The 10,787-nt window shown below is 31.9% G+C and carries 8 protein-coding genes; all 8 read right to left on the bottom strand.

Annotated features, from left to right (window positions below):
- Positions 1-251: 251 nt before the first annotated feature.
- The 8 genes from LJD34_RS01650 to purC are packed head-to-tail and all read right to left on the bottom strand — an operon-like array spanning position 252 to position 10,776.
- Entirely contained in the window at positions 252-509 is a 258-nt protein-coding gene (locus LJD34_RS01650) for a hypothetical protein (protein ID WP_117850080.1), read from the bottom strand.
- Positions 509-1,888 carry an adenylosuccinate lyase gene (gene purB, locus LJD34_RS01645; RefSeq protein WP_032090139.1) on the bottom strand — a complete coding sequence of 460 codons (1,380 nt, stop codon included), beginning with the start codon at positions 1,886-1,888 and terminating at the stop codon, positions 509-511. The genes LJD34_RS01650 and purB overlap by 1 nt, the downstream gene beginning before the upstream one ends.
- Before the next feature lies 1 nt (position 1,889).
- Positions 1,890-5,645: a phosphoribosylformylglycinamidine synthase gene (locus LJD34_RS01640; RefSeq protein WP_227359042.1), complete on the bottom strand. Its 3,756-nt coding sequence runs from the start codon at positions 5,643-5,645 to the stop codon at positions 1,890-1,892.
- Between the two features lie 11 nt (positions 5,646-5,656).
- Positions 5,657-6,910: a phosphoribosylamine--glycine ligase gene (gene purD / locus LJD34_RS01635; protein WP_147580215.1), complete on the bottom strand. Its 1,254-nt coding sequence runs from the start codon at positions 6,908-6,910 to the stop codon at positions 5,657-5,659.
- Positions 6,911-6,919: 9 nt separating this feature from the next.
- Positions 6,920-8,443 carry a bifunctional phosphoribosylaminoimidazolecarboxamide formyltransferase/IMP cyclohydrolase gene (purH, locus tag LJD34_RS01630; RefSeq protein ID WP_147580214.1) on the bottom strand — a complete coding sequence of 508 codons (1,524 nt, stop codon included), beginning with the start codon at positions 8,441-8,443 and terminating at the stop codon, positions 6,920-6,922.
- Positions 8,444-9,037, bottom strand: coding sequence for a phosphoribosylglycinamide formyltransferase (gene purN, locus LJD34_RS01625; RefSeq protein ID WP_032090143.1), 594 nt, complete (start codon positions 9,035-9,037; stop codon positions 8,444-8,446).
- Positions 9,031-10,056 (bottom strand): phosphoribosylformylglycinamidine cyclo-ligase, encoded by a 1,026-nt coding sequence (gene purM, locus LJD34_RS01620; protein WP_264474772.1) that lies wholly within the window; start codon positions 10,054-10,056, stop codon positions 9,031-9,033. Before purM ends, purN begins: the two co-directional genes overlap by 7 nt.
- 15 nt (positions 10,057-10,071) lie before the next feature.
- On the bottom strand, positions 10,072-10,776 hold the full coding sequence (gene purC, locus LJD34_RS01615) for a phosphoribosylaminoimidazolesuccinocarboxamide synthase (RefSeq protein WP_032090145.1): 705 nt from the start codon (positions 10,774-10,776) through the stop codon (positions 10,072-10,074).
- Between the last annotated feature and the right edge of the window lie 11 nt (positions 10,777-10,787).

The following is a 10,787-nucleotide window of genomic DNA, read 5'->3' as shown; positions in this document are numbered from 1 at the left end:
TAATTCGTATTTTCATACGCACTTTCATCTTAACGCGATTAACGATTACTCTTTTCAAGTAATTCCTCACAAGTGTCCCATAGCTTCCATACAAAGATTTTCACCAACCATCTTCTCTCTAACTATTTCCACTATTTAATCTTGCTCAATGGATTACAAAGATTATATAAAATAATGACTAAAAAATCAATTCCTATTTCTAGCATCTATAGTATACCACGTTTTTTAATCATTTATGTCTCAAATTTGTCTTATTTTTGTTCCATTTTTGAAAGACGATACTCTTCTACAATAAATTGTGACAGATCTTCTTTTAAACTATGGTTATCATAATAAACAAGACGTGTTTTCTTCTTTCTAGCAATATCATTCAATTTTAAAAGATAACTTTCAACAGGTTTTATTTTTTCATTTTGACTATAAACAACAAGAAGCTGATAGAAATCTTCTACCAGCTTTTTGCCAACTTGATCATTATATAAAATATTTATTGCACGACGATCAATCATTATAAATCAATATCACATAAGTTAGAAGCATATCCAATATAACTTGCAGGTGTCATATCTAATAAAGTTTGACGATCTTCATCTGATAAAACATCTAATCCTTTCGCAAATTCCATAATTGCTTCTTGTGAAATATTTTTACCTCTTGTAAGTTCTTTTAATTGATCATAGGCATCAGAAATACCATATTTTCTAAGCATTGTTTGAATTGGTTCAGCAAGAACTTCCCATTTTTCATTTAAGTCAGCTGCAAGTTTATCTTTATTAACAACACATTTAGCTAAACCATTTGTTGTTTCACTAATTGCTTGTAAAGAATAACCAAAAGCTAAACCAATATTTCTTTGACTTGAACTATCTGATAAATCTCTTTGCATACGTGATCTAGGTAATTTGTTTGATAAACCAACACAAATATTATTAGACATATCAACATTTGCTTCTGAGTTTTCAAAACGAATTGGATTGACTTTATGAGGCATTGTACTACTTCCTACTTCTCCTTTTACAGGAATTTGTTTGAAGTATTCCATTGAAATGTATAACCACATATCAACATCAAAATCCACTAACACATTATTGAAATGACGAATACCATCTAAAATATGACATGTATAATCATGGCTTTCAATTTGTGTTGTTAAAGGATTGTAAGTTAACCCTAAATATTCTTCTACAAATTTTTTATTAAGAGTTTGCCAATCTAATTGAGGAAATGCTGTTAAAATAGCACTATAGTTTCCTGTTGCCCCATTAAATTTAGCTTTAATTTTAATATTTTCAATATTTTCAATGCTTGAAGTAAAACGATAAGCATAAACTTTAAATTCCTTACCAATTGTTGTTGGTGTGGCAGGTTGACCATGAGTATGAGCTAACATCGCATCATTTTTATGTTCAACAGCCCATTTATTAATAACAGCAGTAAATTCTTTTGCTTTCTTTAACCAAACATCATTTAAACCATGTTTGATCATACAAGCATAAGATGTATTATTAATATCTTCTGAAGTACATCCAATATGAACAAAACTGATTAAATAATCATAACCCATATCTTTTAATTGATTTCCAATGAAATATTCTACTGCTTTAACATCATGTCTTGTAACAGCTTCAATATCTTTGATTGCTTTAAAAGAATCATAATTGAAATCTTTTGAAATAGCTTCGATTTGTCCTAAGTTATCTTTGTCAAATTTAGAAAGAACATCACTTTCTACATTTTCAATTAAAAATTTTAACCATTGAATTTCAACAAAAACACGATATTTCACTAAAGCATATTCAGAAAAATATTCACCTAAAGCATCTTTAATACCTGCATAACGTCCATCTAAAGGACTTAATGTAAAACATTCAAATTGTTGTTTATCCATTCTATTTACCACCTCTAAAATAATTTACACCAGCTTCAAATAATTTTTGATCCATTTCACCATAAACATTTTTAAAACGGTTTTCTCCTTGACGTTCACTATGTCCCATCTTACCAAGAACACGACCATCACGAGAAACAATACCTTCAATAGCATACATTGAACCATTAGGATTGTATGGTGTTTGCATTGTGACTTTACGATTAGGATCAACATATTGAGAGAATACTTGTCCATTAGCGAATAATTCATCAATAACTTCTTTAGGAGCAACAAAACGTCCTTCTCCATGAGAAATAGGAATAACATGAACATCCCCCACATTAACATTAGCAAGCCATGGTGATTTAACAGAACCAATACGTGTATCTACAAATTGAGATAAGTGACGACCAATCGTATTGAATGTAAGAGTAGCGTCATTTTCCGACATATCTCTAATTTCACCATATGGAAGTAATCCTAATTTAATAAGTGCTTGGAATCCATTACAAATACCAATCATTAAACCATCTCTATTATCTAATAAATCACTAATTGCTGCTTTTAATCTTGGATTTCTTAAAACTGTTGCAATAAATTTACCTGAACCTTCAGGTTCATCACCAGCAGAGAATCCTCCTGGTAGCATCACAATATTAGCACGTTTGATCGCATTTTCCAATTCATCAATCGATGTTTTTAACATTTCTTCTGTTTTATTTCTAATTAAGACAAGTTCAACCTTTGCCCCTGCTTTTTCAAAAGCACGTTTTGAATCATATTCACAGTTTGTTCCTGGGAATACTGGAATAACAACTAAAGGTGTTTCAATATATTGTTTTGCTTTTAAAGTTGATCTTGTTTTACATTCAGCAACTTTAATTTCTTGTGTAGGTGCTTTTTCTCTTGTTGGATAAACACTTTCTAATGGTGCTTTATTGATTGCGTAAGCTTCTTGAATAGAAATTGTATCCATTCCATAAGAGAATTTTTCACTATCATTTAAAGTAGCCACTACTCTATAATCTAAACCTACTAGATCTTTTTCAGATTTCACTTCAACAATAACATTTCCATAATTCTTTTCAACATAAGAAGCAAGAGTATGATCTGTATTGAAAGCAGCTCCTAAACCATTACCAAAAGCCATTTTACAAACAGCTTCGATTACACCACCGTCTTTAACTGTATATGCAGAATAAATTTTCTTTTGTTTCATTAAATCTTGAATAGCATCATATTGTTTTTGTAAATGATCAAAATCAAAGACTCTAAATTGATCTTTTTTAATTTGAACTTCCGCTAAAATATGTCCTGCTTCTTTTGCTTCTGGTGTCATAACATCATGAACATCACTTGCTGTAATAGCAAAAGAAACAAGTGTTGGTGGAACTGAAATATTTTCAAATGTTCCTGACATTGAATCTTTACCACCAATTGATGGAAGTTTTAATTCTTGTTGAACACGATTAGCTCCAAGTAAAGCAGCTAATGGTTTACCCCAACGTTTTGGATCATCTAATAATTTTTCAAAATATTCTTGGAATGAAAAACGAATTGTATGATAGTTTCCACCCATGGCAACGATCTTAGCAACACTTTCAACAACAGCATACATAGCTCCATGATATGGTGACCATTTAGAAATCTTAGGATTATACCCATAAGCCATTAATGAAGCAGTTGTTGTTTCTTTTCCTAAAACAGGAATTAAAGCAGCCATACCTTCTGTTTCTGTGTGATATGTACGTCCACCATAAGGAGATAAAACTGTACCATTTCCAATAGATGAGTCAAATCTTTCAACAAGACCTTTTTGTGAAGCAACAGATAATCTTGATAATACTTCTTTTGTTGTACCAACAAAATCATTTCTTTCTTCTTCATCAAAAGGTGTACTTTCAAAGTTTGGTAATTCAACTTCAATATTTTGATAACGTTTTGCCCCTGCAGCATCTAAGAAATCACGAGAAATATTAACAATATCTTTACCCATGTGCTTCATTACTAAACGATTTGTATCTGTAACAGTTGCCACTTGAACAACTTCTAAGTTTTCTTTTGTACATTCTTCTTTAATGAAATCAACATCATAGTCATTGACAACAATGGCCATACGTTCTTGTGATTCACTAATAGCAAGTTCTGTACCTGTTAAACCATCATATTTTTTCAAAACAGCATCTAAATCAATATCAAGCCCTGGAGCAAGTTCACCAACGGCAACACAAACTCCACCAGCTCCAAAGTCATTACATCTAACAACTTTTTCTGAGACCGCTTTATTTCTAAATAATCTTTGAATTTTTCTTTCTTCAACAGGATTTCCTTTTTGAACTTCAGCACCTGCTGTTTCAATAGATTTTACATCATGTGATTTTGAAGAACCGGTAGCACCACCGATACCATCACGTCCTGTGCGTCCCCCAATTAATAAGACGATTTGTCCATTTTGTGGTTCTAAACGTTTTACTTGTTCTTTTGGTGCAGCAGCCACAACAGCTCCTACTTCCATACGTTTAGCGATATAACCTTCATCGTATATTTCATGAACATAACCTGTTGTTAAACCGATTTGGTTACCATAACTTGAAAAACCATGAGCGGCTTCTTGACAAATTTTTCTTTGTGGTAATTTACCTGGCGTTGTTTCTGCCAATGTTTTTCTTGGATCACCTGCTCCAGTAATACGCATTGATTGGTAAACATAAGCACGTCCTGAAAGTGGGTCACGAATAGCTCCACCTAAACATGTAGCAGCTCCCCCAAATGGTTCGATTTCTGTAGGATGGTTATGTGTTTCATTTTTAAACATTAATAACCATTGTTCATCTCCTTGATTTGTATGAACAGTGATTTCAATAGAACATGCATTAATTTCTTCAGAAACTTCCATATCATCAAGATATCCTTTTTTACGAAGTTCTTTCATTGAAATAGTTGCAAGATCCATTAAAGTAAGAGGTCTTGTTGTATTTACCCCATAAACTGCATGTCTACTTGTTTTATAGCTTTCAATATCTTTTTCTAAGATTTCTTTAAAAGCACCATTTTGAATATCAATATCTGTAATAACTGTCGCAAATGTTGTATGACGACAGTGATCTGACCAATATGTATCTAATACTTTAATTTCTGTTTCAGTAGGATCTCTATGTTCTTCATTTTTAAAGTAATCTTGTGTTACTTTTAAATCATCAAGATTCATAGCCATTCCATTATCTTTTAAGAATTGATTTAATCCTGTTTCATCTAAATCATTAAATCCAGTTAAAGTTGGTACAGATTTAATATCAGGTGTTTCATCATTTAAATGTTCTGGTTTTTCTAAAGAAGCAATTCTTTGATCAACAGGGTTAATTAAATAATGTTTGATTTGATTTAAAACATCTTCATTTTTATCAATGTCTACTACAATAAGTTTGGCACATCTTACTTTTGTTGAAGATGTTCCTGTTAGAATTTGGAAACATTGTTCGCATGAATCAGCACGTTGATCATATTGACCTGGTAAAAATTCAATTGCGAAAACAGATTCTTTTTCACTCATTGGAAATGTTTCATCATAAACATGATCCACCATTGGTTCAGCAAGAATTGTATTAATTCCTTGTTGTAAGATTTCTTCACTAATTCCTTGTACATCATAACGATGAACAATACGAAGTGAATGAATCGTTAAACCTAATTGTTCAACGAGGTTGGTTTGAATTTCATGCGCTTCTGTTGCGTATTCTTTTCTTTTTTCTACATAAATTCTTCTTACATTTGTCATAGAGTTCTCTCCTATCTAAGTCCAATATCATGACGATAGTACATACCATCGAATGTAATAATTGTAGCAGTTTCATAGACTTTCGCAAGTGCTTCTTGTAAATTTGCTCCTCTTGCACACACATTTAAAACACGTCCACCATTTGTGACAAGTTTACCATCTTTTAAAGCTGTTCCCGCATGGAAAACAACAATATCATCACTTACTTTGTCAATATTTTTAATTTCAATTCCTTTTTCATATTTACCTGGATATCCACCACTTGCTAGAACAAGACAAGCCACGTGGTCATCTGACCATTTGACATCTACTTGATCTAAAGTATAAGTCGCACAAGCATCCATGATTTCATAAAGATCACTTTCTAAACGAAGAAGGATTGATTGTGTTTCAGGATCACCAAAACGGACATTAAATTCAAGTACTTTCGCTTGATTATTTTCAATCATTAAACCAATGAAAACAACTCCACGATAGTCCATTTGATCTTCTTTAAGTCCTTGCATAAATGGATCAAGAATATCTTTTTTTAAGACTTCGTCCATACCTTCTGGTAAAAATGGATTTGGAGAAACAGTTCCCATACCACCTGTATTAGGTCCTTTATTTCCATCAAAGATTTGTTTATGATCTTTTGCTGAAACCATTGGTACAATTGTTTTACCGTCTGTAAAACAAAGTAAAGAACATTCAAATCCTGTTAAGAATTCTTCTAATACAACTTTACTTCCGGCACCATCTAAAGCACCATCAACCATCATTTCTTTTAAAGTAGAAATGGCATCTTCTTTATTTTCAACAATGACAACACCTTTTCCAGCAGCTAAACCATCTGCTTTGATTACTAATGGAAAATCAAAGTGATCAACTTCTTTACAAGCTTTTTCAAAGTCTGTGACTTCAACATATTTTGCTGTAGGAATATGATGTCTGACCATAAAATCTTTAGAGTAAGCTTTGCTTCCTTCTAAAGTTGCCGCCTTTTTTTGAGGACCAAAAGCTTTATAACCCGCTTTTTCAATATCATCAGCAAGCCCTTTACATAAAGGAACTTCTGGACCGATGACAGTTAAATCAATTTGATTTTTTTTAATAAAATCAACAATAAATTCATTATCTTCTACTGAACCAGGTACACATGTACCTAAACTTGCAATACCAGGATTTCCTGGTATTGCATAAAGTTCAGTTACTTTTGGACTTTGTTTTAATTTATAAGCAATCGCATGTTCACGACCACCACTACCGATTACAAGAACTTTCATATAAGCCTCCTAGTGTCTAAAGTGTCTATATCCGCTAAATACCATAGGGATATTTTTTTCATTACATAAATCAATTGAATCTTGATCTCTAATTGAACCACCTGGTTGAATAATTGCTTGAACACCTGCATCTGCAGCCACTTGAACACAGTCATTGAATGGGAAGAAAGCATCTGAAGCAAGTACTGAACCATTGAAATCTTTATCTGGATTATTATGAATAGCATTTTCTAAAGCCCATACTCTTGATGTTTGTCCTCCACCAATAGCAAGTGTTACACCATTTTTAACAATACAGATCGCATTTGATTTTACATATTTAACAACTTTCATACCAAATTCCATATCTGTAAGTTGTTCTTTTGTAGGTTGTGCATTTGTCACAACTTTCATTTCATCAATCATTTTTGTATTTAATTCTTGAACTAATACTTTTCCTTCAAGATATTTAATATCATATTTAGCACCACGTGCATCTAAGTTTTTAAGTTTTAAAATACGTAAGTTTTTCTTTTTCTTTAAGATTTCTAAAGCATCATCATCAAAATCTGGTGCAGCTACGATTTCTAAGAAAATCTTATGCATTTGTTCAGCTGTTGCTTTATCGATTTTATAGTTAACAGCAACGATTCCACCAAAGATAGATTGAGGATCAGCTTCATAGGCTTTCATATAAGAATCATAACCTGTATTTCCAATAGCAACACCACAAGGAGTTGAATGTTTGATAGCTGCTGTAACGATTTGATCTCCAAATTCTCTAACAAGTGCAACAGCTCCATATAAATCGTTTACATTGTTAAATGAAATTTCTTTACCATGAAGTTGTTCATAATCTAATAAAGATTTTTGAACATAGCTATCTTCATATTTATTAGCTGCTTGTTGAGAGTTTTCACCATAACGTAAATGTTCTACTTTCTTTAATGAAAGATTTAATGTATCTGGGAATTGATCTCCAACTTGATCTGCAAAGTATCTTGAAATCATTGCATCATAAGCACCTGTCATAGAGAATGCTTTATAAGCAAGATTCATTCTGAAATCAAAATCAGTTGTATCATTTTTAATCGCATCTAAAACATTGTCATAATCTTTTGGATCTGTAACAATTAAAACATCTTTAAAGTTTTTAGCTGCTGAACGAATCATTGATGGTCCACCAATATCAATATTTTCAATCATATCTGGTAAATCTTTACCAGCTTTTAAAGCTTTTTCAAATTCATATAAGTTGACACATACTAAATCAATTGGATGAATGCCGTGTTTTTTAATTGTTTCAACATGACTAGGTAAATCACGACGATATAAAAGTCCTCCATGTACCATTGGATGAAGTGTTTTAACACGTCCATCTAACATTTCAGGAAATCCTGTCACATCATCAATTGCAATACAAGAAACCCCATTTTCTTGTAAAACTTTCATTGTACCTCCTGTTGATACAATTTCAAAACCTAATTCTACTAATCCTTTAGCAAAATCAACAACCCCATCTTTATTTGTAACTGAAATTAAAGCTCTTTTCATTTAAATTACCTTTGCCTTTCCATCAATAATTTTTATCTTATTATCACAATATAACCCTACAACTTCAGGTAATAATTTATGTTCAATCTCTAACACCCTTTTTTGAATATCATCCGCTGTATCTAAATCCGATATATCACAAGCAACTTGTTTAATAATCGGTCCCCCATCAACAATATTTGAAACAAAGTGCACGGTTGCCCCCGAAACCTTTGCACCACGTTGTAATACAGCTTCATGAACATGCATTCCATACATTCCTGGTCCACAAAAAGAAGGAATAAGGGAAGGATGAATGTTCATAATTTTATTTGGATATGCATCAATTAACTCATCCGTTAAAATTGCTAGATAACCCGCTAAGACAATAAAATCAATATTTCTTTCTTTTAACATCTTTACAATCAAAGCATCATCTTTTTTGACAACCGCTGTTTCAATCCCAGCATCTTTAGCTCTTTGTAAACCATAAGCCTTTTGACGATTAGAAAGAACAAGAGCGATTTCGCCATTGATCTTTCCTTCGTTTTTGGCATCAATAATAGATTGTAAATCTGTTCCTCCACCAGAAACAAAGACCGCAAATTTTAGCATAGATCCACGCCCTTATCTCCTTCAACGATATTTCCAACAACATAGCATTTGTCTCCTGCATCTTCAATAGCTTTCATTGTTGCATCAACATCTTTTGGATTAACTGCAATTACCATACCAAGACCCATATTGAATGTGTTATACATCATATGTTCTTCAATATTTCCATTTTTTTGAATTAAATCAAATAAAGCTGGTACTGGATAACTATCTTTTTTAATAACTGCTCTTACATTTTCAGGAAGCATTCTTGGAACATTTTCAAAGAAACCTCCACCTGTAATATGAGAGCATCCTTTAATTCTAACACCCGCATTTTTTACATTTTTTAAAGCTTTTACATAAATACGTGTTGGTTCAATTAAAGCTTCTCCTAAAGTTTTTCCTAATTCATCATAGTATGCATCTAATGATTCTTTTGTCATTTCAAACACTTTTCTAACAAGTGAAAAACCATTTGAATGAACACCACTTGAAGCAATACCAATAAGTGTATCTCCTGCTTTAATTGTTGAACCATCAATAATATCTTTTTTATCAACAACACCTACAGCAAAACCAGCTAAATCATAATCATCTTCAGGCATTAAACCTGGATGTTCAGCAGTTTCACCACCAACTAAAGCACATTCAGATTGTAAACATCCTTCAGCAACACCACTTACAATTGAAGCAATCTTTTCAGGATAGTTTTTACCACAAGCAATATAATCTAAGAAGAAAAGTGGTTCTCCTCCAGAACAAGCAATATCATTAACACACATCGCTACAGCGTCAATACCAATTGTATCGTGTTTATCCATTACAAAAGCAAGTTTCACTTTTGTTCCACAACCATCTGTTCCTGATAATAAAACCGGTTCTTCCATATTTTTAATTCCGCTTAAATCAAAAGCACCTGCAAAACCACCAAGTCCTCCTAAGACTTCAGGACGCATTGTTTTTTTAACATGTTCTTTCACTAATTCTACTGATTTATAACCTGCTTCAATATCGACTCCAGCTTTTTTGTAATCCATCTTTATTCTCCTTAATTATTTATTTTGCATTCTTGCTAGAACTGCTTTATAAGTTTCAATTAAATCTCCAATATCTTGTCTAAATACATCTTTATCATATTTTTGGTTTGTATCAACATCCCATAAACGACATGAATCTGGTGAAATTTCATCAGCTAATAAAATTGTACCATCAGCTGTTTTACCAAATTCAATTTTAAAATCAACAAGTTTTAAATTCATTGATAAGAAGAATTCTTTTAATAATTCATTGATTTTTAATGTTGTTTCTTTGATGTATGCTAATTCTTCTCTTGTTGCAAGTTTTAAAGCAACAGCATGATCATCATTGATTAATGGATCACCATATTCATCATTTTTATAACTCATTTCAAAGATTGGTTCATCTAAAACAATTCCTTCAGGTGCTCCTAATCTTCTACAGAAAGATCCAGTTGTAATATTTCTAATAATAACTTCTAATGGGAAGATATCTACTTTTTTAACTAAGATATCTCTTTCATTTAATTTTTTAATCATGTGTGTTTTGATTCCAGCTTCTTCTAACATATCAAAGATAATACAAGAGATTGTATTATTTAAAACACCTTTACCTTCAAACTTATCATGTTTAACACCATTTCCTGCTGTTGCATCATCTTTATAATGAATTAAATATTCATCTTCCTTTTCAGTTTTGTAAACTTGTTTTGCTTTTCCTTCATACAATAATTCTGCCATTTTTCTTTTCC

This window comes from Faecalibacillus sp. MSK20_93 (assembly GCF_020589945.1).
Classification (GTDB): Bacteria; Bacillota_I; Bacilli_A; order Erysipelotrichales; family Coprobacillaceae; genus Faecalibacillus; species Faecalibacillus intestinalis.
The sequence above is the reverse complement of the archived record's forward strand: the minus strand, read 5'-3'. Positions and strand labels throughout refer to the sequence as shown.